General features: G+C 65.4%; 22 protein-coding genes, 1 tRNA gene and 1 pseudogene. 9 read left to right on the top strand and 15 right to left on the bottom strand.

Going from position 1 to position 21,763, the window contains the following annotated elements:
• Positions 1 to 29 precede the first annotated feature (29 nt).
• The gene (locus ACQPZ2_RS02480; protein WP_433524116.1) at positions 30 to 734 is read left to right on the top strand and encodes an RDD family protein; all 705 of its coding nucleotides are present in this window, start codon (positions 30 to 32) and stop codon (positions 732 to 734) included.
• A 66-nt stretch (positions 735 to 800) separates the two neighbouring features.
• On the opposite strand, the gene ACQPZ2_RS02475 is transcribed toward ACQPZ2_RS02480, so the two are convergent.
• On the bottom strand, positions 801 to 1,313 hold the full coding sequence (locus tag ACQPZ2_RS02475; RefSeq protein ID WP_387294078.1) for a DUF4190 domain-containing protein: 513 nt from the start codon (positions 1,311 to 1,313) through the stop codon (positions 801 to 803).
• A gap of 29 nt (positions 1,314 to 1,342) precedes the next feature.
• On the opposite strand from ACQPZ2_RS02475, the gene ACQPZ2_RS02470 reads away from it, so the two are divergent.
• Positions 1,343 to 2,125, top strand: coding sequence for a queuosine precursor transporter (locus tag ACQPZ2_RS02470; RefSeq protein WP_433524115.1), 783 nt, complete (start codon positions 1,343 to 1,345; stop codon positions 2,123 to 2,125).
• Between the two features lie 180 nt (positions 2,126 to 2,305).
• Here the strand turns inward: ACQPZ2_RS02470 and tgt are convergent, their stop codons facing one another.
• The 5 genes and pseudogenes from tgt to ACQPZ2_RS02445 all read right to left on the bottom strand — a co-directional run bounded on the left by tgt (position 2,306) and on the right by ACQPZ2_RS02445 (position 8,574).
• Positions 2,306 to 3,547: a tRNA guanosine(34) transglycosylase Tgt gene (tgt, locus tag ACQPZ2_RS02465; protein WP_433524114.1), complete on the bottom strand. Its 1,242-nt coding sequence runs from the start codon at positions 3,545 to 3,547 to the stop codon at positions 2,306 to 2,308.
• Positions 3,548 to 3,624: 77 nt separating this feature from the next.
• The gene (locus tag ACQPZ2_RS02460; RefSeq protein ID WP_433524113.1) at positions 3,625 to 5,538 is read right to left on the bottom strand and encodes an ABC transporter ATP-binding protein; all 1,914 of its coding nucleotides are present in this window, start codon (positions 5,536 to 5,538) and stop codon (positions 3,625 to 3,627) included.
• Positions 5,539 to 5,615: 77 nt separating this feature from the next.
• Positions 5,616 to 7,343 (bottom strand): annotated as a pseudogene (locus ACQPZ2_RS02455) (ABC transporter ATP-binding protein); the annotation flags it as partial.
• 104 nt (positions 7,344 to 7,447) lie between these two features.
• Positions 7,448 to 7,942 carry an RrF2 family transcriptional regulator gene (locus ACQPZ2_RS02450; protein ID WP_433524112.1) on the bottom strand — a complete coding sequence of 165 codons (495 nt, stop codon included), beginning with the start codon at positions 7,940 to 7,942 and terminating at the stop codon, positions 7,448 to 7,450.
• Positions 7,943 to 7,980: 38 nt separating this feature from the next.
• Positions 7,981 to 8,574, bottom strand: a complete 594-nt coding sequence (locus ACQPZ2_RS02445; RefSeq protein ID WP_063047050.1) for a TetR/AcrR family transcriptional regulator — start codon at positions 8,572 to 8,574, stop codon at positions 7,981 to 7,983.
• A 243-nt stretch (positions 8,575 to 8,817) separates the two neighbouring features.
• On the opposite strand from ACQPZ2_RS02445, the gene ACQPZ2_RS02440 reads away from it, so the two are divergent.
• Positions 8,818 to 11,115: an MMPL family transporter gene (locus ACQPZ2_RS02440; RefSeq protein ID WP_433524111.1), complete on the top strand. Its 2,298-nt coding sequence runs from the start codon at positions 8,818 to 8,820 to the stop codon at positions 11,113 to 11,115.
• Positions 11,116 to 11,299: 184 nt separating this feature from the next.
• Here the strand turns inward: ACQPZ2_RS02440 and ACQPZ2_RS02435 are convergent, their stop codons facing one another.
• On the bottom strand, positions 11,300 to 11,551 hold the full coding sequence (locus ACQPZ2_RS02435) for a hypothetical protein (RefSeq protein WP_433524110.1): 252 nt from the start codon (positions 11,549 to 11,551) through the stop codon (positions 11,300 to 11,302).
• Positions 11,552 to 11,841: 290 nt separating this feature from the next.
• Here ACQPZ2_RS02435 and ACQPZ2_RS02430 point away from each other — a divergent pair, with 290 nt between their 5' ends.
• The gene (locus tag ACQPZ2_RS02430; protein ID WP_433524109.1) at positions 11,842 to 12,501 is read left to right on the top strand and encodes an EamA family transporter; all 660 of its coding nucleotides are present in this window, start codon (positions 11,842 to 11,844) and stop codon (positions 12,499 to 12,501) included.
• Here ACQPZ2_RS02430 and ACQPZ2_RS02425 read toward each other — a convergent pair.
• The gene (locus tag ACQPZ2_RS02425) at positions 12,440 to 12,640 is read right to left on the bottom strand and encodes a hypothetical protein (RefSeq protein ID WP_063047073.1); all 201 of its coding nucleotides are present in this window, start codon (positions 12,638 to 12,640) and stop codon (positions 12,440 to 12,442) included. The two genes, ACQPZ2_RS02430 and ACQPZ2_RS02425, sit on opposite strands and share 62 nt — an antisense overlap.
• Positions 12,641 to 12,803: 163 nt before the next feature.
• Positions 12,804 to 13,019 (bottom strand): hypothetical protein, encoded by a 216-nt coding sequence (locus ACQPZ2_RS02420; protein ID WP_063047047.1) that lies wholly within the window; start codon positions 13,017 to 13,019, stop codon positions 12,804 to 12,806.
• Between the two features lie 144 nt (positions 13,020 to 13,163).
• Here ACQPZ2_RS02420 and ACQPZ2_RS02415 point away from each other — a divergent pair, with 144 nt between their 5' ends.
• The 4 genes from ACQPZ2_RS02415 (at position 13,164) to ACQPZ2_RS02400 (ending at position 14,598) form a co-directional block, all read left to right on the top strand.
• On the top strand, positions 13,164 to 13,451 hold the full coding sequence (locus ACQPZ2_RS02415) for a DUF6191 domain-containing protein (RefSeq protein WP_433524108.1): 288 nt from the start codon (positions 13,164 to 13,166) through the stop codon (positions 13,449 to 13,451).
• 66 nt (positions 13,452 to 13,517) lie between these two features.
• Positions 13,518 to 13,700 carry a hypothetical protein gene (locus ACQPZ2_RS02410; RefSeq protein ID WP_433524107.1) on the top strand — a complete coding sequence of 61 codons (183 nt, stop codon included), beginning with the start codon at positions 13,518 to 13,520 and terminating at the stop codon, positions 13,698 to 13,700.
• 305 nt (positions 13,701 to 14,005) lie between these two features.
• Positions 14,006 to 14,206 (top strand): hypothetical protein, encoded by a 201-nt coding sequence (locus ACQPZ2_RS02405; protein WP_433524106.1) that lies wholly within the window; start codon positions 14,006 to 14,008, stop codon positions 14,204 to 14,206.
• Entirely contained in the window at positions 14,203 to 14,598 is a 396-nt protein-coding gene (locus tag ACQPZ2_RS02400; RefSeq protein ID WP_433524105.1) for a type II toxin-antitoxin system death-on-curing family toxin, read from the top strand. Before ACQPZ2_RS02405 ends, ACQPZ2_RS02400 begins: the two co-directional genes overlap by 4 nt.
• Before the next feature lie 86 nt (positions 14,599 to 14,684).
• Here ACQPZ2_RS02400 and ACQPZ2_RS02395 read toward each other — a convergent pair.
• The 3 genes from ACQPZ2_RS02395 to ACQPZ2_RS02385 form a co-directional block, all read right to left on the bottom strand.
• A tRNA-Ser gene (locus ACQPZ2_RS02395) sits at positions 14,685 to 14,772 on the bottom strand.
• A gap of 62 nt (positions 14,773 to 14,834) precedes the next feature.
• A complete protein-coding gene (locus tag ACQPZ2_RS02390; RefSeq protein ID WP_433527718.1) occupies positions 14,835 to 15,269 on the bottom strand; it encodes a nucleoside deaminase in 435 nt (144 codons plus the stop codon).
• 28 nt (positions 15,270 to 15,297) lie between these two features.
• On the bottom strand, positions 15,298 to 15,837 hold the full coding sequence (locus ACQPZ2_RS02385) for a tRNA adenosine deaminase-associated protein (RefSeq protein ID WP_063039593.1): 540 nt from the start codon (positions 15,835 to 15,837) through the stop codon (positions 15,298 to 15,300).
• Between the two features lie 57 nt (positions 15,838 to 15,894).
• On the opposite strand from ACQPZ2_RS02385, the gene ACQPZ2_RS02380 reads away from it, so the two are divergent.
• A complete protein-coding gene (locus ACQPZ2_RS02380) occupies positions 15,895 to 16,845 on the top strand; it encodes a prephenate dehydrogenase (RefSeq protein ID WP_433524104.1) in 951 nt (316 codons plus the stop codon).
• A 15-nt stretch (positions 16,846 to 16,860) separates the two neighbouring features.
• Here the strand turns inward: ACQPZ2_RS02380 and ACQPZ2_RS02375 are convergent, their stop codons facing one another.
• From ACQPZ2_RS02375 to ACQPZ2_RS02365, 3 genes are all read right to left on the bottom strand, one after another.
• Positions 16,861 to 17,376, bottom strand: a complete 516-nt coding sequence (locus tag ACQPZ2_RS02375; RefSeq protein ID WP_040685928.1) for a putative glycolipid-binding domain-containing protein — start codon at positions 17,374 to 17,376, stop codon at positions 16,861 to 16,863.
• Positions 17,377 to 17,502: 126 nt separating this feature from the next.
• Positions 17,503 to 19,722: an ABC transporter ATP-binding protein gene (locus tag ACQPZ2_RS02370; protein WP_433524103.1), complete on the bottom strand. Its 2,220-nt coding sequence runs from the start codon at positions 19,720 to 19,722 to the stop codon at positions 17,503 to 17,505.
• On the bottom strand, positions 19,719 to 21,539 hold the full coding sequence (locus ACQPZ2_RS02365; RefSeq protein WP_433524102.1) for an ABC transporter ATP-binding protein: 1,821 nt from the start codon (positions 21,537 to 21,539) through the stop codon (positions 19,719 to 19,721). Before ACQPZ2_RS02365 ends, ACQPZ2_RS02370 begins: the two co-directional genes overlap by 4 nt.
• Between the last annotated feature and the right edge of the window lie 224 nt (positions 21,540 to 21,763).

The raw sequence follows: 21,763 nt of genomic DNA, 5'->3' as shown, positions 1-21,763 counted from the left end.
ATCTACTGATCACTGACGAGGACACACATATGACAAGCGGTGGGTACGACCCCAACCAATATCCGCAAGGCGGGCAACAATACCCAGGCGGCCAGCAGTACCCGCAGGGTGGACAGCAGCCCCAGTACGGCCAGCAGCCGCCGCAGTACGGACAGCAGCCCCAGTACGGCCAGCAGCCCCAGTACGGTCAGCAGCCGCCGCAGTACGGACAGCAGCCGCAATACGGTCAGCAGCCGCAGGATCCCTACGGCCAGCAGCAGCCCTACCCCCAGCAGCCCTATGGCGAGCAGCCGGGATACGGATACGGCGGACAGCCCGGTGATATCGGCGCCCGCATCGGCGCCCGCGTCATCGATCACCTGATCGTCGGCATCCCGATCTCCGTCATCATCACGCTCATCCTCGGCTCCGGACTCGGCGGGCAGATCGTGACCGGTCTGGTCGGCGCGATCGCAGGGCTCGCGTACTTCGTCGGCATGGAGACCTCGCAGGGCACCACCCTCGGCAAGAAGATCCTGGGCCTCAAGGTCGTCGCCCCCGGCGGCGCGGCGAAGATCACCCCGGAGGTCTCGCTGAAGCGCAACCTCTATGTCGCCCTGGGCATCATTCCGTGCATCGGTGGTCTGGCCGAGCTCGGCCTGGTCATCTACATGATCATCACCACCTCACAGGACCCGAACAAGCAGGGCTGGCACGACAAGTTCGCCGGCGGTACCCAGGTCGTCAAGGCCTGATCGCAGACCCCGGATACAGCTCAGGGGCGCTCCCGATTTCGGGAGCGCCCCTGATGTTTTCGAGTCTTATGTCGTCGAGAGCGCGACGTTGAGAATCACGTAGACGATGGCGAGCACGATGCCGCCCGCACCCACCCAGATACCGGCCAGCGCCAGGCCGCGGCCCTCCTGTCCGCGCTCCTTGATCTGGTTGAGCGCGATGACACCGAGCACGATCCCGACGATCGAACCGATGCAGGTGCACAGCCCGACCACCGAGGCGACCAGCGAACCGATGGCGAGTCCATTAGTGCCCTGGGCCTGCTGCGGATAGCCGTACGGCTGATACGCGCCCGGATAGGCCGGGGTCTGCGGGTACGGCTGCTGCGGGCCGGCGACCGGCTGCTGCGGGTAGCTCGGGTACTGCGACTGCGGCTGAGGTGGCGGCGTCGGAGCCGGCTGCTGCGGGTACTGCGGCGCGGAAGGGTACTGCGGTGCCGAGGGGTACTGCGGTACCGACCCCTGGGAGCCAGCCTCCGGTGACACGCCTTCGCCGCCGTACTGTTTCCACCATTCGTCGGAATCGCCGGGATTCGTCATTGGTACAGCCTATTCCACAACCTGGTTGGATGAAGCGCGTGAGTGAGTCCAAAACAGTCGAAGAACACCCAGAATCTGGGGGCCCCGCGGCGGCCCACGCGGCATTCGCCGTCGCCGCGCGGGGCTACTACACCCCCGTCGTCGCCCTGTTCACCGCGACGCTGATCATCTCGAATATCTGCGCGACCAAGGGCGTCCAATTCTTCACCGATCATTCGGTGAAGCTGGGCCCCATCGAGATCCTGCCGATCTCCACCGACGGTGCGTGGTTCCTGTTCCCCCTGGCCTACATCATCGGCGACGTCCTGAGCGAGGTGTACGGCTTCAAGGCCGCCCGCCGGGCCATCTACTACGGCTTCGCCATCCTGCTGCTCGCGGTCATCTGCTTCAAGATCGCCATCGAGCTGCCCGCCGCCACCTTCTACGACAATCAGGAAGCCTTCCGATCCGTCATCGGCACCACCCCGCAGCTGGTCGCCGCGGGCCTGGCCGGGTACTTCGTCGGCGAGATGCTGAATTCGGCCTCGCTGGTATTTATCAAGGAGAAGACCAAGGAGAAGCACCTGTGGGCGCGGCTGATCGGCTCCACGGTCGTCGGCGAATTCGGTGACACGCTGATCTTCTGCTCGATCGCGGCCACCGCCATCGGCATCGACAGCTGGGGACAGTTCGTGAACTACGTGATCGTCGGCTTCGTCTGGAAGACGCTGGCCGAGGTCATCGTGCTGCCGATCACCTACCGCGTGATCGCCTTCCTGAAGAAGCACGAGCCGAGCTACGCACCGCGCGAAACTCCCGCGCTCCTGAGCTGAAAGGTGTAACGCCGCAGGCCCGCTCGGCACGCAACCACGGCGGAGCGAGTCTTACGAGCGACGTTCGCGGCCCGTCTCGCGTCCGAGTCGTCGAAGCGCATGCGACGTAGTCGCGAGTCTCGACGGCTCGGACGCGAGACACCAGGGGGCCGCGAACACGCCGCGCCGAAGGTGCGGCAATCAGACAGGGCTGCGACCTTTCCAGCGACCTAGCGTTTCGGCCTTGAACTCGTCGAAGCAGCCGCCCTCGATGCTCTCGCGAATCCGGTCGACGAGCCGAATCGTGTAGCGCTCGTTGTGAATCGTGCACAGCGTCGAGGCCAGCATCTCCTTGGCCTTGAACAGGTGATGGATATAAGCGCGGGTGTAGTTCGCGCAGGTGTAGCAGTCGCAGGTCTCGTCGATCGGGGTGAAGTCGCGGCGGAATCTGGCGGTATTGATATTGAATCTGCCCTCGGCGACATAGATCGCCGCATTGCGTGCGACCCGGGACGGGTTCACACAGTCGAAGGTGTCCGCTCCGTTCTCCACCGCGACGAAGATGTCCTCCGGTTCGCTGATGCCGAGCATGTGCCGCGGCTTGTCCTCGGGCAGTTCATCGCAACACCAGCCGACGATGGCGCCGAGATTGTGTTTCTCCAGCGCGCCGCCGATGCCGTATCCATCGAAACCCGTTCCGGCACTGCCGCGCAGTGATTCCAGTTCCCGACAGGCCTTGCGCCGGAGATCTTCGTACTGCGCGCCCTGGATCACCGCGAACAGCGCCTGATACGGACGATGGGTGCGCGCGGCGGTCAGGCGTTCGTGCTCGTCGATGCAGCGCTGCGCCCATTCGTGCGTGCGCTGCAGCGACTTCTCCTGGTAGGCACGGGTATTCAGCAGGGTGGTCAGCTCGTCGAAGGCGAACATGATATCCGCGCCGAGTTGATGCTGGATGCCCATCGAAACCTCCGGGGTGAACCGGTGTTTCGAGCCGTCGAGGTGCGAGCGGAAGGTGACGCCGTCATCGTCGACGGTGGCCAAACGCTCTTTGCCTTTGGCGATCACGTCATCGCTTCGGACGTCGACCGCCTCCATGGCCAGCACCTTCTTGAAGCCGACACCCAGCGACATCACCTGGAAGCCGCCGCTGTCGGTGAAGGTCGGGCCGGGCCAGTTCATGAATTTGCTCAGCCCACCCGCCTCGTCCACGATGTCCGGGCCCGGCTGCAGGTACAGGTGGTAGGCATTCGCCAGCAGCGCCTGCGCGCCGAGTTCCCGCATGGTCTCGGGCAGCACCGCCTTCACCGTCGCCTTGGTGCCGACCGGAATGAATGCGGGCGTCGCGATATCACCGTGCGGTGTGCTGATCACGCCCGTTCGACCGTGTCGCCCCGGGATGCGGGTACCGACGGTGAATGAGAAAGCTCCAGGATCAGCCACGCTGTACATCCTCTCAGGCACGCCGCAGTACCCCGCATCATGCTGTCGCACAGCCAAGAGCTGTGCGACGTCGCGGGTCAGGCCTCGGCGGCAGCCGCGGCGAACTGGGCGTTGTAGAGGCGGTAATAGGCGCCGCGTTCTTCGAGGAGGCGCTCGTGGTTGCCGTGTTCGACAATGCGGCCCGCCTCCATGACGACGATCAGGTCGGCGTCACGGATGGTGGACAGGCGGTGGGCGATGACGAAGCTGGTGCGGTCCCGGCGCAGGGCGGCGGTCGCGTGCTGGACCAGCGCCTCGGTGCGGGTGTCGACCGAACTCGTCGCCTCGTCCAGGACCAGGATGGACGGCTTGGCCAGGAAGGCGCGGGCAATGGTGATCAGCTGCTTCTCGCCAGCGCTGACGCCCGAACCCTCCTCATCGATGACCGTGTCGTAACCGTGCGGCAGCGCGTGTACGAAGCGGTCGACATAGGCGGCGCGGGCGGCCTCGAGAATATCCGCCTCGCTCGCATTCGGATTGCCGTAGGCGATGTTCTCCCGGATGGTGCCCTTGAACAGCCAGGTGTCCTGTAGCACCATGCCGATCCTGGAGCGCAGGTGATCGCGGGTGATCTCGGTGATATCGACGCCGTCGATGGTGATGGTGCCCGCGTCGAGCTCGTAGAACCGCAGCAGCAGATTCACCAGGGTGGTCTTGCCCGCGCCGGTCGGACCGACGATGGCGACCACATGTCCTGGTTCGGCGACCAGCGACAGCCGCTCGATGACCGGCGTCTCCGGTTCGTAGCGGAACGACACCGCCTCGAACTCGACCCGGCCGCGATCGACCGGGCGGGTGTTCTCCATGACCGGATCCGCCGACTGCTCCTCGGCATCGAGGATCTCGAAGATCCGCTCGGCCGAAGCGACACCGGATTGCAGCAGGTTGGCCATCGCACCGATCTGGGTCAGCGGCTGGCTGAACTGCCGGGAGTACTGGATGAAGGCCTGCACCTCACCCAGCGACAGATTGCCGGTCGCCACTCGCAGCCCGCCGACCAGCGCCACCAGCACGAAGTTCACATTTCCGAGGAACATGATCGCGGGCATGATCAGCCCGGAGATGAACTGCGCCTTGAAACTCGACTCGTAGAGATCATTGTTGCGCTTGTCGAATTCCTGACCGACCTCGCGGTTGCGACCGAATGCGGTGACCACCTCGTGCCCGGTGAAGGCCTCCTCGACCTGGGCGTTCACCATGCCGGTGTACTTCCACTGGTTCACGAAGTGCGGTTTGGAGCGTTTGGCGATCTGCGTGGTGACCACGATCGCGGCGGGCACGGTGAGCAGGGCGATCAACGCGAGCAGCGGCGAAATCCAGAACATCATGATCAGGATGCCGACCACCGAGAACAGCGAAAGGATCAGCTGGCTCATGGTCTGCTGCAGGGTCTGCGACACATTGTCGACGTCATTGGTGACGCGGCTGAGCAGGTCACCGCGCGGTGTGGAATCGAAGTAGCGCAATGGAAGTCGATGGATCTTGTCCTCGACATCGCTGCGCAGCCGCTTCACGGTGCGGTTGATGACGATATTGAGCAGAAAGGACTGCAGCCAGCTGAAGACCGCGGCGCCGGTGTAGAGCAGCAGCACCAGCATCAGCACCCGGCCGACCGCACCGAAGTCCACACCGACACCCGGGGTGACATTCATCGCGCCGAGCATGTCGGCGAAGGTGTTGTCGCCCGCGGCCCGTAGGCGCTGGATCGCCTCTTCTTTGGTGATGCCACTGGGCAATTGGCGGCCGACGACACCGTCGAATACCACGTTGGTGGCCTTGCCGAGGATGTAGGGGCCGAGCGTATTCAGCACCACCGAGATGATCGCGAGCCCGACGATCACGCCGACGTACAAGCGCTCGGGCGCCAGCCTGCGCAACAACCGCTGCAGCGACGGACCGAACGATTTCGCTTTCGCATCCGGCGCACCGGGATTCACCGCTCCGGGTCTCATCGGATCTCCTCCCGCCGGGTCCGATACCCGTCACCGCTCGCATCGGGCGGCGATACGTTGCGCTTGGCGAGCACGACGGCCTCCTCGGCGCCGAGCTGCGAGGCGACGATCTCCTGGTACTCCGCGCAATCGCGCATCAGCTGCTCATGAGTGCCGATCCCGGCCATCACTCCGTCCTCGAGCACCACGATCTGATCGGCATCGCGGATGGTGGTAACCCGTTGCGCCACAATGATTACCGAGGCATCCCTGGTCTCCGGCCGCAAAGCCTCGCGCAGTCGGGCATCGGTGGCGACATCCAGTGCGGAGAACGAATCGTCGAACAGGTAGACTCGCGGCTTCTTGACCAGTGCCCGCGCGATGGCCAACCGCTGACGCTGTCCACCCGAAACGGTCGTACCGCCCTGCGCGACAGGTGTTTCCAGACCCTGCGGCATATCGCGCACGAAGTCGGCGGCCTGGGCGATCTCCAGACATCGCCACAGTTCCTCGTCGGTGGCGTCCGGTTTGCCGTAGCGCAGATTGCTCGCGATGGTGCCGGAGAAAAGATATGCCTTCTGCGGCACCAGACCGATCTGTTCACGCAGCACTTCGAGGTCGATATGACGCACATCGGTGCCGCCGACGTAGACCGCGCCATCGGTCACATCGATGAGCCGGGGAATCAGATTGAGCAGTGTCGTTTTGCCCGCGCCGGTGGAACCGACGATCGCCGTGGTCGTACCCGGCTCGACCTGGAACCGGATCGCGGACAGCACCGGTTTCTCCGCACCGGGAAAGGCGAATTCGGCGAATTGCAGATCTACCTGCGCCGGATCGCCCTTGAACGGCTGTGGCAGCCGCGGCGGCAGCACCGAGGTTTCGGTCTCGAGCACCTCACCGATCCGGTCGGCCGAGACGGCCGCGCGCGGCGCCATCATGGCCAGGAACGAGGCCATCATGACGGCCATCAGAATCTGCATGATGTAGGACAGCATCGCGGTGAGCGAGCCGATCTGCATTTTGTCTTCGTTGATCAGATGTCCGCCGAACCAGATCACCCCGACCGCAGTGATATTGCTGATCAGCATCACCAGCGGGAACATCAGCGCCATCAGCCGCCCGACCCGCAGCGAGGATTCGGTGAGTTCGGTGTTGGCCACGCCGAAGCGCCAGGTCTCCTGCCGTTCGCGCACGAACGCGCGCACCACCCGGATACCCGTGATCTGCTCGCGCAGCACCCGGTTGACCTCATCGATCCGGTGCTGCATATCGCGGAAGCCGGGCACCATCTTCGCCACGATGACACCCATCGAAATGGCAAGTGCGGGCACCGCGATGAGCAGCAGCCAGGACAGCCCGAGGTCTTCGCGCAGCGCCATGAAGATGCCGCCGATGCACATGATCGGCGCCATCACCAGGATGGTGGCCGACATCACGATCAGCAGCTGAACCTGCTGAATATCGTTGGTATTGCGGGTGATAAGCGAGGGCGCGCCGAACATGCCGACCTCGCGCGCGGAGAAGGTGCCGACCCGGTGCAGCACCGCGCCGCGCAGATCCCGGCCCGCGCCCATCGCGGCCTGCGCGCCGAGGTAGACCGAGCAGGCCGAGGCGATGATCTGCACGCCGGTGACGGCGAGCATCCACAGACCGGTGGTCCAGATGTAGCCGATATCGCCCTTGGTGACACCTTTATCGATCAGGTCGGCGTTCAGGGTCGGCAGGTACAGCATCGCGATGACCGAGATGAGTTGTAGGCCGACGACGCCCGCCAATTGGGCCCGGTAGGGGGCCAGATGAGTGCGAAGCAGTCTGATCAGCATGATGAAAAGGAGGCTACCGGCAATCCGTGCGGTCCGTCGCGAACATTCCTGACCAGCAGTGATGTTCGCGCGCGAGGCTTTCGGCCGGTGTGCTCCGATTCGAATTATCGCCGCGCCCAGGCACCGGGATCCTCGGTCAGTGTGCCGACGAATCCCGGCAGCCGGTCCTGCGCGATGTCATCGATGGAGACATTCTCCAGCACCGCGCGAATATTCACCCGCAGCGCGATCCACACCCGCTGCAACGGTTCGGCCGCACCCGGATACCGCACATCCTCCGGACGTTCGCCGCGCACCGAGGCCAGCGGGCCCTCGATCGCGCGGATCACATCGGCGATGGAGATCTGCGCGGCCGGGCGGGCCAGCCAATAGCCGCCGTCCGGGCCGCGCCTACTGGTCACCAGATCAGCTCTGCGCAATTCGGCGAGGACGGTCTCGAGCACCTTGGGCGGGATATGCTGCGCGGTCGAAATCGCCTCGGCCTTCACCACCGGGGCGACCTGCACGGCGACCCGACCCGACGCACGGTGGATCTGCGGTGCGCGGGCGATCTCCAATAGGGTCCGCACCGCGTAATCGACCCTCGCGGTGATGTGCACGGCGGCTACTCCCTGGCTTCTTCGGTGTTCGAACGAATCTACGCGGTGTGGCAGCCGGTCAGTACACAGGTGGCCGCATCCAGAAGTGTGCGTTCCACCACCGAATCCTCCACCCCCGGCACGAGTTCGGTGGACAGCAGCGCGACCCCGAGCACTTCCAGTGCCGCACTTGCGCGCAGCTTGGCGACATCGTCGGCGCCGGGTCCGGCGAGCCATTCGCGCAGCACCCGAGTCGAATCCAGCATGTCCGGATACCGGTCGGCCATGACATTGATGATCGCGACGGTGTCGCGGACGCACAGCGCACCCGCGTCGCGATGGCGGATCATGCCGCGCAGATAGGCGCGCAACACGGCGCGCACGCCCTCCTCGTCGTGCGGGACGGCATCGATATCCTCGATCACCGAGCGCATGTGATCCACGATCGGATCGACGATCGCCAGTAACAGATCTAACTTCGAGGCGTAGTGATAGTAGAGCGAAGCCTTTGTGATTCCTACCGCATCCGCGACCTCGCGCAGGCTCGTCTGTTCGAAACCCTTGGCCCCGAACAGCTTTACCGCAGCATCGCGAATGGCCATTTTTGTGCCGCCACCTGCGACAACAGCGTCGCCCGCGTCACGAACAATCATGGGATGATCCTCTCACCACTTATGCGCTGAGCTAACGTTGCCACCAGAATTGAGGTTGTACCTCCGCTTAGCTCCTGGGTAGTCTACCTACCGCACGGTAGGCAGAAAGCGTCAATTGGAGGCGGGGGCCGGCAGGGCAATCCCCGCGAGTGCTTGTCTACGCGCCACGAATCAGCACGTAACCAGCCATCCGTAGTGACTGCTTGCAGGTCGCTCGAAAAGGTCAGCTAGGAGAACCCTTTCGTGTCCGTTTATCTGTATAGATGGGGGAAGTTCGCTTTCCGCAGGAAATGGATAGTGCTTCCGGTCTGGATTGTCCTGTTCCTGCTGCTCGGCGGCCTCGGCGCGCAACTCAAGGAGCCGATGACCAATGACTTCAGCATGCCGGCGCTGCCGTCCGCCCGTGCCAACGACATTCTCGACAAGCACTTTCCCGGCGCCTCCGACGCCTTCAAATTCGACGCCGTCACCGGCACCTACGTCATTGCCGCGCCCGATGGGCAGAAGCTGACCGATCCGGCGAACCGGGCGGCGCTCGAGGCCTTCATCGCCAAGCTCGGCACGCTCGACATCGTTGATCACAGCAAGCCGGTAATGGATCCGGTCGAGGCCGCCGAGAAGTCGGGCTGCATCACCGACCCGGATCCGTCCAAGTGCAGTGGCGCACCGCTGAACGTGCTCAGCAAGACGGCGCCCGACTCGGTCGCGTTCTTCAGCGTCCCGTTCACCATCAAGAAGTTCACCGACGTCACCGACGAGCAGCGCGAAGCCGCCTACAACGTCGCCAGCGATGCCCGCAATGCCGGGCTGCAGGTGGAGATGAGCGGCTCGATCGCACAGAAGAACGAGGGACCGAGCGGTAAATCCGAGCAGATCGGTATGGGCATCGCGCTGGTCGTCATGATCATCGCCTTCGGCGCCATTGTCGCCGCCTTCGTGCCGATCATCACCGCGATCGTCGGCCTCGGCGCGGCCACCTCGCTGATCTTCCTCGGTACCTCGGTCATCGAGGTGCCCAGCTTCACCACCTTCCTCGCGTCCATGATCGGCATCGCGCTGTCGATCGACTACGCGCTGTTCATCGTGTCGCGGTACAAACATGAACTGGCGGTGCAGGATTCGCCGGAGGAGGCGGCCGGTACCGCACTCGGCACGGCGGGTTCGGCGGTGGTGTTCGCCGGTCTGACCGTCATCATCGCGCTCGGCGGACTCAGCATCGTCGGCGTCCAGTTCATGACGTTCATGGGTCTGGGTGGTGCGATCGCCGCGGCGTTCGCGGTGCTCACCGCCATCACGCTGATGCCCGCGCTGCTCGGCGCGTTCGGCCGGTTCCTGTTCAAGCCGAAGCTGCCGATCGTGGCCCAGCACGATCCGGAGGACGACAAGTCGATCACCAACGGCATGCGCGTCGGCCGTTTGATCGGCCGGGCGCCCGCGGTGACGCTGCTGCTCAGCGTGGTCGTGCTCGGCCTGCTCGCGGCCCCCGCCGCCGGTCTGAACCTCGGCCTGCCGGGCGATGACAGCCAGCCGAAGACCTCCACCATCCGCAAGGCCTACGAACTGCGCACCGAGGGCTTCGGTGAGGGCAGCAACGGCGTGCTGAATGTCGCGGTGGACCTCACCAATGTGCCCGCCGACCGGCGCGAGGCCGCGGTGAACGCGCTGCGGTCCAAGCTCGCGTCGTACCCGGGCATGGATTACGTGACCGAGCCCAAGTGGAGCGGTGAGGACAAGGCGGGCGCACTGCTCGACGGCGTGCCGAAGTCGGGTCCGAACAACCAGGCCACCAAGGATCTGGTCAGTGACGCCCGCGATGCCGAAGCGCAGATGCAGTCCGAGTACGGCATCGAATACGGCATCACCGGCACCACGGCGATCTTCGCCGATGTCGACCATGTGCTGCTGAGCAAGATCGTGCCGTATCTGGCGATCGTGGCCGGTGCCGCATTCCTGCTGCTGATCCTGGTATTCCGCTCGATCCTGGTGCCGCTGACCGCGGCGCTCGGCTTCCTGCTCTCCATGGCGGCCACCTTCGGTGCGACCGTGCTGATCTTCCAGCAGGGCAAGCTCGGGCTGATCGAGGATCCGCATCCGCTGGTCAGCTTCCTGCCTATCATGCTGATCGGTCTGGTGTTCGGCCTGGCCATGGACTACCAGGTGTTCCTGGTGACTCGGATGCGCGAGGAATTCGTCGACGGCAAGTCGCCGAAGGAAGCGATGATCGCCGGTTATCACCACGGTGCCCGAGTCGTCACCGCGGCCGCGATCATCATGATCTCGGTGTTCGGGTCCTTCCTGCTGGAAACCGACATCACAGCAAAGTCGATGGGCTTCGCATTGGCGGCGGGCGTGTTGATCGACGCGTTCATCGTCCGGATGGTCGTGATCCCATCGCTGCTGGTGCTGATGGGCAAATGGTCCTGGTGGATTCCGAAGTGGCTGGATCGGATCCTGCCGAATATCGACGTGGAAGGCGCGAAGCTGCGTGAGCTGCAGCAGCGGTCCGCGGAAACCGTGAGGGTGCCCGTCGGCGTGAGCTGATCGGAACTCCCGGCTCGGCCCCGCACCCGGATTCGGGTGCGGGGCCGAGTGCGTTCACCACCGAGCTGAGCGACCGGCGCCCGACGAGGTACGACAGCCGGTCTGGGGGGGCTGAGTTTCGAATTGGGAACGCTCCCACTGGAATTCGCCGATGACAACTCGAATTCCGTTGGGAGACCCGGCATTACTGACTGGGCTGCGGGAGGTTACACTCCTCGACCCTCGGGTTCACCCCCATGTAGTTGAGCGGACCGGCCAGCGCCGTCACGGCAATGGTGCCGAAACCAGCACAGTTGATCGGGGCGCTGTCGAAGTTGTGGCGCTGAACTGCGGCGACAACGCCGACGGCCAGCCAGATCATCAGAAGCATCGCAAACAGTCGCGCACCAGCGGAAGGCGCTGGTCTCGGATGGGTCACACGCTCGCGCATGGTCATCGCTTCCTTTCGCACTCGCGTACCAACTCGGATACCCGCACGCGAGACGATCACTCTCCGGCCGGATGAGCGCTTGTGCCGATCACCACAGATCGGGCATCGATCGGCAAGGTAAGCACCGTTTTCGAGAAGCCGACCAGTCCATTGTCATTTACTTAGGACACCTAGCTTTTGGGCCGTGAAGGTTCAGCCACGTGCGGCTCGCGCGGTGCCCACGCCCATCCTCATCCTCGCCGCTATGGTCAGTATCCAGCTGGGTGCGGGCTTGGCCAAGTATCTGTTCGAGATCAATGGCGGTCACCCTGGATTTCCTCGGACCGCTCACCGTCGCGGTCATCGCCTCGCGTCGCCCGCGCGATCTGATGTGGACGCTGGTGGCCGGGCTGGGCGTGCTGCTGATGATGATGAAAACCGGCGGTTCGGTGTCGTGGACCGGCGTGCTGTTCGCGATTGCCGCGGGTGCGGGGTGGGGCGCCTACATCACGTGCAGCGAGGTGGTCGGGAGGCATACCTCAGGACACGACGGTTTGGCGCTCGCGATGGCGTTCGGCGGTCTACTGGTGCTACCCGTCGCCTTCGCCAACGCGAGCCCGGCGCTGTTCGATCCCCTGGTGCTCGCGGCGCTCGCCGTTGTCGCGGTGCTCTCGTCGCTGGTGCCGCACGCCATCGAACTCGAAGCGCTGCGACGGATTTCGGCCGCCACCGTCGGTGTACTGATGAGTCTGGAACCAGCGGTCGCGGCCGCGGCGGGACTGCTTTGCTCGGCGAAGATCTCGCGCTCGTTCAGTGCGCCGGTATCGGCCTCGTCATCATCGCCTCGGCGGGTGCTTCCGGCAGTGATTCGACGAAAGCTCCTGAGCCACAACGGAATCTGGAGCCGGTGCCGATCTAGGGACTCGGTTGCGGGACATTGCAATCGGCGATCTTCGGGTTCACGCCCATGTAGTTGAGCGGGCCCGCGAGGACGGTCAGGGCGATCGTGCCGAAGCCCGCACAGTTGATCGGACCGCTGTCGAAGTAGTGCCGCTGCCCCGAGGCGACAACGCCGACGACCAACCAGAGCACGATCAGCACGCTGCCAAGTTTCATCTCGCCCATATCTCTCCCGCAAACCGCGCGTACGGGTTTCAGCGAATTGTCGCATCTTGCCGGGCGTGGGCGGGCGCGCCCGACCGCACGGCATGTCGCCGCCCGGCAGAGCGCGCCCTGAGCCCTGAGGGTGGCCGAACCCTCGGAACTCAGCCCTCACGCATTACTGGCTTGGTTGGGGCACATTGCAGTCGGAGATCTTCGGGTTCACGCCCATATAGTTGAGCGGACCGGCGATCACCGTCACCGCGATCGTGCCGAAGCCGGCGCAATTGACCGGACCGCTGTCGAAATAGTGCCGCTGCCCGGCGGCAACGACGCCGATCACCAGCCAGATCAGCACCAGCAGACTGCCGAATCGAAAATAGGGCTCTCTCATCTAACTCTCGCGAATCAATCCCGCGCGGCTCGTACTGCACCGCATCATCGCTGCGCACCCTCCCCGCGCTTACCTAACCGCCGTATACCCGCCCGCCGCCGACTTACCCAGGAACTCCACAGCCGGCGGATACGTTGCTGCCACATGGCGGATTTCCTGGGCTGGTCCATCCCTGGCTGGGTCCTACTGCTGATGGCCGTCGCCCTCTACGAAGCCCTGACGCGAAAACGCCGCAAGCGCCGCAACCCCGTATCCGGCACCTTCACCGACGAGTTCACCGCCATGTTCTACGGGACGAAGCGGATGGAACTGGACCACCGGGACTCGGTGTCGATGCTGCGCGACGAGCAAGCGCAAGGTGCGCCGCCTCGAGTCGGGGTCGACCTGGACCGGCAGACCGTTGTCCTGCGGCGGCAGGATTCGGAGCGGTAACCCGGACCGAAATCTGTTGCGCGATCAGTGAGCATCTTCTGGAGCCACGCGCATTACCATCGAGGTATGGGTGGTATGAGGATCCACATTGCCGTCCGACGTCCAGAAGTGGTCACGTTCATCGATGCGCACAGTGACAATCGGACCGCGAGCGTCGTGGAGGCGCTGAAGCGCGTCCAACGCCGCAGGTCGGCCGATGCCGAGGCGATCACCATCGGTGTGCGCCAGGCTTTCCCGAACGCGAACTAGAGACGATCGGTCCCCCGGACCCGGCCGGAAAGGTGCGCTGGGTCCACGCGAGAACTCGTGCGCCGGGCGCTGAATCAGGCTGCGGCAGTAGCGATTACAGCCGCAACTCACACCTTGTCCACCGAGTCGAGTACACGCAACGGTCTGGCGCACCGCAGCGTGGCGAAACCCGGACATGGGATCCTGTCTCGACCCGTCGGCAGGGCTGACCGAAGCGTTCTACAGCGGCAGCATGTGCGACCAGTCCGTTCCCGTGTGATCGAAACACTCGATCGGCAGTGGTACCACGGTAGTACCATTGTCATATGGCGATGAACCTACGACTCACCGAGGACAACGAGACGGCCGTCCGCGACCAGGCAGAGCGTGAAGGCGTATCCATGAACGCGCTCATCAACAAGGCTGTGGCCGAATACGTCGCGCGCTGGCAGCATCGGGACATGGTGCGGACCGAGATCGGATTCGCGATCGCTGAGCATCGCGAACTTCTGGACAGGCTCAAGTGACCGAGATCCGATACATCGATCTCGAGGATGTTCTCGAGATCGCCACCGCCGCCACCGAAGGGGCCGCCGCCGTCCGCGACCCCGGTCTACTCCAGGCTGCTGTATTCCGTTATCGCACAACAGTATTCGGCGAAGACGCCTACCCGACGGTGTTCGACAAAGCCGCTGCGTTGCTCGAATCCCTGACACGTAACCGTGCCTTCGTGGACGGCAACAAGCGGACCGCATGGACATCGATCGTCGTGTTCCTCGGTCTCAACGGCCAGCGCGTGACGCTCGAGAACGCGCCCCTTCTCGAGACGTACCCTTTCGTGATCGCCGTCGCCACAGGTGAACTCGACACCATCGAAGAGATAGCGTCGCGACTGGCGAAATTCGCCGGACACCGATAATCGAAGGAAACGACGACAGGCGGGCCAGATCTGACCCGCCTACGCGAAAAAGCCCCGACCTGTGGAAACCAGGTCGGGGCCCTCAGCGGTGGCGGAGGGATTTGAACCCTCGGAGGGGGGTTACCCCTCACACGCTTTCGAGGCGTGCTCCTTAGGCCGCTCGGACACGCCACCGCCGACAACCATACCGGACGGGGGGCGGATCGCTAAATCGGCTGTAGCGGGGGTGGGAGGGGTCAGCGTTGAGTGCGGAAGAAGGCGTCGAGGAGGGCCGCGCATTCGGCTTCGAGGATGCCGCCGCGGACTTGCGGGCGGTGATTGAGACGGCGGTCCCGGACTACGTCCCAAAGGGAGCCGACGGCACCGGTTTTCGGTTCCCAAGCGCCGAAGACCAGGCGGCCGACGCGGGCGAGCACCAGCGCGCCCGCGCACATGGTGCACGGTTCCAGGGTTACCGCGAGTGTGCACCCCTCCAGGCGCCAACCGTCGCCGACGACGGCGGCGGCGCGGCGCAGGGCGAGGATCTCGGCGTGCGCGGTCGGGTCGCCGAGGGCCTCCCTGGCGTTGGCCGCGCGCGCGAGCTCCCGGCCGTCGGCACCGAAGACGACGGCACCGACCGGTACGTCGCGATCACCCGCATCGGCTGCGGCGGCGATCGCCGCGCGGACCATGTCGGTGTCGTCGGTGAGCAGGCTCACGTCAGCGCGGCAGCTTGTCCAGCACGGCCGTGAGTTCGTTGGCGAAACCGAGCCGCTGGGCGATCATGCCGAGCTGCTCATCCGGATAGAGATCGGTCTCGGCGAGGATCACGCTGAGCACGGGTTCGGGCAGGCCGAGGTCGGCGAGGACGCCGAGGTCGCCCTCCTCCCACGGCTCGATATCGTCGAGTTCGTCCGGATCGATGTCCGGAATTTCGATATTGAGGGCCTCGAGGACATCGGCGGCGATGTCGTAGTCGATCGCGGCCGTCGCATCCGAGACCAGCATCCGGGTACCGCTCGGCGCGGGCCGGAGCACGATGAAGAACTCGTCATCGATATCCAGCAATCCGAACACCGCACCGGAACTGCGCAATGCTTTGAGTTCTGTTTCCGCCGCGGACAAATCGGTGAGCGCGGCCTGACTCAGCGGACTACACCGCCATTGTCCTTCTTCGCGGACAACCGCCACTGCGAACCCTTCCACGTCGTCGTATTCATCCGACGCAGCCTTGTTCGTGCCCGAGCGCTGTGCTGCCATGCCGCAACGGTAGTCGGCTCGAGCCGAAATGTTGAAGTCGTATGCGAATCTGTTCCGATGACTCCTGACCAGAAAGCACCGGTGTGTGTCCTCGGGACAGGCTTGATCGGCGGTTCGCTGCTGCGCGCCGCGGTCGGCGCGGGCTATGACGCTTGGGGTTACAACAGGTCAGAGGCGGGTGCGCAGGCCGCGCGGGCGGACGGATTCGATGTCACCGGTGATCTGCTCGGGGTGCTGACCCGGGCCGCGGATACCGATGCGCTGATCGTCGTCTCGGTGCCGATGCCCGCGGTCGACCACATCCTCGCCGAGGTGGCCACCTTCGCGCCGCGCTGCTCGCTCACCGATGTGGTGAGCGTCAAGGCGCCGGTGGCCGAGGCGGTGCGACGGCACGGGCTCGCGGCTCGCTACGTCGGCGGGCATCCGATGGCCGGTACCTCCGAATCCGGTTGGGCGGCTACCGATCCCGGCCTGTTCCGTGCCGCGGTGTGGGCGGTCGGCGTGGATGAGGGCACCCATCCGGAACCGTGGCTTCGCGTAGTGCGCTTGGCGCTCGCCTGCGGTGCCGTGGTCACCCCGGTGATCGCGGACGAGCACGACCGGGCGGTGGCCCGGATCTCCCATCTGCCGCATGTCCTGGCCGAGGCGCTTGCGGTGGCCGGTGCGGCGGGCGGCGAGCTGGCGCTCGGACTGGCCGCGGGTTCGTTCCGCGACGGCACCCGAGTCGCCGCCACCGCCCCCGACCTGGTCCGCGCCATCTGCGAACCGAACGCCACCGCCCTGCTGGATGTGCTGGAGGAGACGCTAACCGTGCTCGGCGCCGCCCGCGACAGCCTCCGCGACGAAGGCACCCTGGTCGACCTCGTCGAAGCCGGGCACGACGGCCGCGAACGCTATGCAACCGCCCAGCGCTGGGAGATCACCGACATCCGCCCCGGCGACCACAACTGGCTCGAAGCGCTGCGCGAGGCGGGCCAGCGCGGCGGGGTGATCACCAAGCTGGACTGATCGCACAGCAGCGGGTCAAATGCGCTCGGCGAGACCCGGGTAGTCGAGGAGGAAGCCGTCGGCGTCGACGGTGACGGTGGCGCTGGAGACGGGGGAAAGGACGCTGATGCCGGTGGCGCCGCTGCTGTAGGTGAGGCTGGCTTCTTGGACCAGGAGGTCGGGGAGGCGGACGTAGACGACCGGGACCTGGATGTTGTCGACGCCGTTCTGCAGGCCGAAGCGGCGGATGGGGAGGGTGTTGAAGAACGGGCTGAGTACGACATCGACGTCGAGGGCGCCCGCGAAGGTGGAGCGGACGTGGCCGCCGCCGGCGTCGACGAGCCAGTAGTTCTCCTCGTCCCTGGCGATCGAGGCCTGGCGTTCCCCGGCAGCGGTGGTGCTGCGCAGGGACAGCCGCTTCGTGACGCCGTTCTCGTCGGTGACCAGGTCATAGGACGCACTGAACGCGGGATGGTCGGCGCATTCGCCGCCGATCATGCGACCGGCGGCGCGGATGCGGTTGCCATTGAGCGTCACGCGGACGGACTCCATCCGTGACGCGTTGTGCGCGCGCCACGTGAGAATCGCCGGCCACCGCGATGTCGCCGGTTGGCTGTCGGGGCCGAGGTCTGGGTTCGTCACGTATCTACCGTAAGCGACGCACGCGCCGTGCCCGCATCACACCAGCGACTCTCGCCATGCCGCGTGCAGGCTGGCGAACCGGCCGGTGCCCCCGATGAGCTCGCTCGGCGTGCCGTCCTCGACGATCCGACCCGATTCCAGCACCAGCACGCGGTCGGCGATGGCGACCGTGGACAGCCGGTGCGCAATGATCACGGCGGTGCGATCGCGCAGCACCGTCTCCAGCGCTCGCTGGATCTGCCGCTCGCTCGGAATGTCCAGACTCGAGGTCGCCTCGTCCAGCACGATCACCGCCGGATCCGCGAGGAACACCCTGGCGAACGCGACCAACTGCCGCTGCCCCGCCGACAATCGCCCACCGCGTTTGCGCACATCGGTGTCGAAGCCCTCGGGCAACGCGGTGACGAACTCGTACAGCCCGACCGCGCGCGCCGCCGCGAACACCTCCGCAGCACTGGCCTCGGGCCGACCGAGCCGAATATTGTCGGCCACCGATCCGGAGAACAGATACGACTCCTGCGTGACCATCACGACATTGCGCCGCAGATCCGCATCGGACAAGCGCCGCAGGTCGATACCGTCCAAGGTCACGGTGCCGCCCGACGGGTCATAGAACCGCGTCAACAACTTGGCCAACGTGGACTTGCCCGCACCGGTCGCACCGACCAGCGCGATCACCTGCCCGGCCGGAATCTCCAGCGAGAACTCCGGCAATACCGGACGCGCTCGCCCGCGCTCCTCGGATTGCGGCACAACACCTTCGGCCTCGGCAGCTGCCGCACCACCGAACGTCGAGCCAGCCCCGCTCGGCAGCGCCGCACCAGGGCTGTCCGAAACGATCTCGGCAGCCGCCACGCCCCTCAGCGTCGTCCCGACCGCGCTCGACTGCACACCCCTGGGGCTCTCCGATCCGATCTTCGCGAGCGAGCGACCAGTGGATTCCGACAGTTCGAGATCGGCCTGCGGGGTGCCATCCACCGCGGACCCACCCCCGCTCGACAACACCGCATCGGAGCCCTCCACCACCGTGCCCGAATCCGAGTGAGCGAGTATCGCATCCGACGATTCGGAGGACGCCGGGGCTGGAGATCCGTAGCCGAACCACACTCGGTCCATCCGCACGGCACCGGTCGCCTTCGCCAAGGCAATCGGCTCCTTTGGCTCCCGAACCGAGGGTTCCTCCTCGAGCACACCGGAGATCTTCTCCAGCGCGGCCGCCGCGGACTGGTATGCATTGAATACCTGGGCGAGTTCGTCGAGGGGACCGTAGAACTCGTTGAGGTACAACAAGTATGCCGCGAGGACGCCGACCGCGAGGTTGCCCTCGATCACCTGCCAGGCGCCGACCACGATGACGATCACCGTGGTCAGATTGCCGAGCAGGCGGGTGAGACCGGCATAGTCGCCCATGCCGCGCATCGCGGCGGTGGTGGCCTGGAAGTATTCGGCGTCCTCGGTTGCCAGCACCGATTCGTTGCGGGTCTCGCGACGGAAGGCCTGCACCGCGCGCATGCCGCCCATCGACTCCACGAACTGCACGACCACTTTCGCGATGGCGCCGCGGGTGCGCCGGTAGCCCGCTCGCTGCCTGCGCTGCGCCCAGCGGGTGACCAGCGCCAACGGCACGAACCCGAGCAGCACGATCGCGGCGAGTGTCTGATCGAGGTAGATCAGCAGCGCCGCGATGGTCAGCACCGAAAGGATCGCGCTCAGTGCCTGATTCAATGCGCTCTCCAGCAACTGCTGAAGAGTTTCGATGTCACCGGTCAGTCGTGCGACGACCTTGCCGGAGGTGTACTGCTCGTGGAAGGCCACGCTGAGCCGCTGCATATGGGCGAACAGCCGGACCCGCAGATCGAAAAGCACACTCTGGCTGAGTCTTCCGGAGATCCGCAGGAAGACGAAGGTGGTGCAGACGCCGACGCCGACCGCGCAGAGGTAACCCGCGACGGTGCGCGCCAACGGCGCCCAGTTCCCAGCTACGCCCTCGGCGATGCCGACGTCGAGCCCGTGCGCGACGAATAACGGCGCCGACACCATCGCGGCATTGTCGAGCACGATCAGCAGCAGGGCGAAGACCGCGAGTTTGCGGTACGGCCGGACCAGGCTCAGCAGCAGGCGCCGAGATCGACCGGCCAGCACCAGATTTCCGGTCTCGGTGACCGTCTTGTCCTCGTTGGCGATGCCGCGCCAGTCGGCGACCTCGTCGCGGTCGGCCGAATCGTCGGCGGGGACGGTGGTTTCGGTGGTGGTCATGATTCACCTCCCATCAACTCGCGGTAGCGACTGCTGGTTTTGAGTAGTTGATCGTGGGCGCCCTCGGCGACGATCCGGCCGTCGGCGAGCAGCGCTACCCGGTCGGCCAGTGCCGCGGTCGAAGGTCGGTGCGCCACAAGCAATGTGGTGGCACCGGCCAGTACTGTGCGCAGCCGCTCCTGTACGCGCTCCTCGGTCTCCACATCGAGTGCGGACAGCGGGTCGTCGAGCACCATGATCCGAGCCCGCTCCCCGGTGCTTGCTCGCGCGAGCACCGCGCGGGCCAGGGCCAGCCGCTGGCGCTGACCACCGGACAGGCTCAACCCCTGCTCACCGATTCGGGTGTCCAGCCCCCACGGCAGGTCGTTCACGAAATCGGTGGCCTGGGCGACGTCCAGCGCGCGCCGCACATCGTCGTCGGTGGCCTCCGGATCGCCGAGCGCGACGTTCTCCCGCACACTCGCCGAGAACAGCACCGGCTCCTCGAATGCCACCGATACCAGCGAACGCAGATCGGACACCCGCATCGACGCGATATCGATGCCGTCGATGGTGATGGCGCCGTCGGTCACGTCGTAGAGCCGCGGAATCAGGTTGAGCAGCGCCGTCTTGCCGCTACCGGTCGCGCCGACCAGCGCCACCGTCTCACCCGGGCGCACCTTCAGCGAAATATCCTGCAGCACTTCACCCTTCGCGTCCGGAAAGGCGAAACGCACACCGTGCATGGTTAGTTCGCCGACGATCCGCTCCGGCAGTGCCACCGGATCCGCGGGATCCGTGATTTCGACGGGGGTGTCGATGATCTCCCAGAACCGGTCCGCCGCCGTGCGCGCATCGTTCCACTCGGCGAGCAGGAAGCCGGTCCAGATGATCGGCCACTGCAGAAAGGTCGCCAGCGTGATGCTCGCGACCAGGGTGCCGAGTGTCATCATCTCGTGTGCGACAGCGTAACCGCCGTAGCCGAGGGCGAAGGCGATGGCCAGCTGCGGCAGGCACACCATCGTCGACCAGAGCGTGGCATCCAACCGCACCTTGAGCAGTTCGGTCTGCTGCAGTTCCCGTGACTGCGCGGTGAACCGCCCGCCGAAGAACGCACCGCGACCGAATGCCTTCAGCACCCGGATGCCCTGCGCGGACTCCTCGGCGGTGGTGGCCAGGTCACCGGCCTGATCCTGCGAGCGCCGCGACGCCACGCCGTAGCGCCGCTCGAATCGCAGGCAGACGTAGGACAGCGGGATCGCGAGGACCGCGAAGGTCAGCCCGATCTGCCAGCTCAGCGCGAACAGCACCACCAGACCGATCGGGATCACGATGAAGTGGATGATCAGGAACGGCCCGGCGAATGCGACGAACCGCTTCATGGTGCCCATATCGTCGACCGCGCGGGAGAGCAACTGGCCGGACTCCCAGGCATCGTGCCGTCCGATCGAGAGCGTCTGCAGTTTGCGGAAGATCTTGGCGCGCATATCGATCTCGAACTGGGCCGCGGGCTTCGCGATCAGCCACCGCCGACCCCATACGCCGCACGCCTCCAGCAGACCGAGCGACAGCACCAGCAGCACCGGAAACACGACGCCGCCGAAATCGCGGCGCTGGATCGGGCCGTCGATGATCCGCGCGATGACCAGTGGAATCATGATCGCCGTCAGGGTGGCGAGCACCGCGAGCGTGGTGGCCCCGAGCAGTGTGAACCGATGTGGCCGCAGATACGGCCAGAACCGGCGAAGCGATTGCAGGCGGCCCGGCACCGCGGCGGCGGGCCGCTCCGGTCTGTCGACCTCCGTGTCGGCCAACGGCGCATCGAGCGTGACGGACAAAGCTCCCCCTCGTGATCGTCTTGGATTGGCTGTGTCGCGAACGGATCCCCGGTGATGTTCCCATCGGGGTCCGACATTTCAGCGTGGCATCAGTCCCGAGATCGGCCAACCGATTTTCCGCCACGTCAACAGCCAACAACCTCGAGTAACCTCGAGGTCAAGAACCCCCGCAACACCCCCGAACGCACCGCACACGACATCGGCGCCCGGATTCCCGGGCGCCG

It is taken from the genome of Nocardia pseudovaccinii (assembly GCF_050942345.1).
In the GTDB taxonomy this organism is placed as follows: domain Bacteria; phylum Actinomycetota; class Actinomycetes; order Mycobacteriales; family Mycobacteriaceae; genus Nocardia; species Nocardia pseudovaccinii.
The sequence above is the reverse complement of the archived record's forward strand: the minus strand, read 5'-3'. Positions and strand labels throughout refer to the sequence as shown.

What these genes read in the sequence shown, in the direction of transcription:
- ACQPZ2_RS02480 (WP_433524116.1), top strand. Translation starts at nt 30, where the DNA reads ATGACAAGCGGTGGGTACGACCCCAACCAATATCCGCAAGGCGGGCAA.
- ACQPZ2_RS02475 (WP_387294078.1), bottom strand. Translation starts at nt 1,313, where the DNA reads ATGACGAATCCCGGCGATTCCGACGAATGGTGGAAACAGTACGGCGGC.
- ACQPZ2_RS02470 (WP_433524115.1), top strand. Translation starts at nt 1,343, where the DNA reads ATGAAGCGCGTGAGTGAGTCCAAAACAGTCGAAGAACACCCAGAATCT.
- ACQPZ2_RS02460 (WP_433524113.1), bottom strand. Translation starts at nt 5,538, where the DNA reads ATGAGACCCGGAGCGGTGAATCCCGGTGCGCCGGATGCGAAAGCGAAA.
- ACQPZ2_RS02445 (WP_063047050.1), bottom strand. Translation starts at nt 8,574, where the DNA reads ATGATTGTTCGTGACGCGGGCGACGCTGTTGTCGCAGGTGGCGGCACA.
- ACQPZ2_RS02435 (WP_433524110.1), bottom strand. Translation starts at nt 11,551, where the DNA reads ATGACCATGCGCGAGCGTGTGACCCATCCGAGACCAGCGCCTTCCGCT.
- ACQPZ2_RS02430 (WP_433524109.1), top strand. Translation starts at nt 11,842, where the DNA reads ATGGCGGTCACCCTGGATTTCCTCGGACCGCTCACCGTCGCGGTCATC.
- ACQPZ2_RS02425 (WP_063047073.1), bottom strand. Translation starts at nt 12,640, where the DNA reads ATGAAACTTGGCAGCGTGCTGATCGTGCTCTGGTTGGTCGTCGGCGTT.
- ACQPZ2_RS02420 (WP_063047047.1), bottom strand. Translation starts at nt 13,019, where the DNA reads ATGAGAGAGCCCTATTTTCGATTCGGCAGTCTGCTGGTGCTGATCTGG.
- ACQPZ2_RS02415 (WP_433524108.1), top strand. Translation starts at nt 13,164, where the DNA reads ATGGCGGATTTCCTGGGCTGGTCCATCCCTGGCTGGGTCCTACTGCTG.
- ACQPZ2_RS02410 (WP_433524107.1), top strand. Translation starts at nt 13,518, where the DNA reads ATGGGTGGTATGAGGATCCACATTGCCGTCCGACGTCCAGAAGTGGTC.
- ACQPZ2_RS02405 (WP_433524106.1), top strand. Translation starts at nt 14,006, where the DNA reads ATGGCGATGAACCTACGACTCACCGAGGACAACGAGACGGCCGTCCGC.
- ACQPZ2_RS02390 (WP_433527718.1), bottom strand. Translation starts at nt 15,269, where the DNA reads ATGGTCCGCGCGGCGATCGCCGCCGCAGCCGATGCGGGTGATCGCGAC.
- ACQPZ2_RS02385 (WP_063039593.1), bottom strand. Translation starts at nt 15,837, where the DNA reads ATGGCAGCACAGCGCTCGGGCACGAACAAGGCTGCGTCGGATGAATAC.
- ACQPZ2_RS02380 (WP_433524104.1), top strand. Translation starts at nt 15,895, where the DNA reads ATGACTCCTGACCAGAAAGCACCGGTGTGTGTCCTCGGGACAGGCTTG.
- ACQPZ2_RS02375 (WP_040685928.1), bottom strand. Translation starts at nt 17,376, where the DNA reads ATGGAGTCCGTCCGCGTGACGCTCAATGGCAACCGCATCCGCGCCGCC.
- ACQPZ2_RS02370 (WP_433524103.1), bottom strand. Translation starts at nt 19,722, where the DNA reads ATGACCACCACCGAAACCACCGTCCCCGCCGACGATTCGGCCGACCGC.